The following is a 261-nucleotide window of genomic DNA, read 5'->3' as shown; positions in this document are numbered from 1 at the left end:
CTACGACGTCTATTCGTTCAGAGTGTTGCCGTGGCTCGGCGACCGCTTCGCGAAGGACGCCGAGAGCTACCGCTATCTCGCCGAGTCGATCCGGATGCACCCGGACCAGGAAACCTTGAAAACAATGATGGAACAAGCGGGCCTCGATGGCGTCAAATATTACAATTTGTCAGCTGGCGTGGTAGCTTTACATGTGGGGACCAAATACTAGGGTTCCTAACCCATCGATTTTTAAAGGAAAGTACGAAAATGTCCGATTCA

General features: G+C 51.3%; 1 protein-coding gene. It reads left to right on the top strand.

Translation table 11 applies throughout. The annotated features are described in order from the left end of the window. A partial coding sequence (locus SB771_RS35235) for a class I SAM-dependent methyltransferase (RefSeq protein WP_410722072.1) occupies positions 1-211 on the top strand: 211 nt, incomplete at its 5' end. Between the last annotated feature and the right edge of the window lie 50 nt (positions 212-261).

This window comes from Burkholderia sp. SIMBA_051 (genome assembly GCF_046534915.1).
Classification (GTDB): domain Bacteria; phylum Pseudomonadota; class Gammaproteobacteria; order Burkholderiales; family Burkholderiaceae; genus Burkholderia; species Burkholderia ambifaria.
This window is presented reverse-complemented; position numbering and strand designations above follow the sequence as displayed.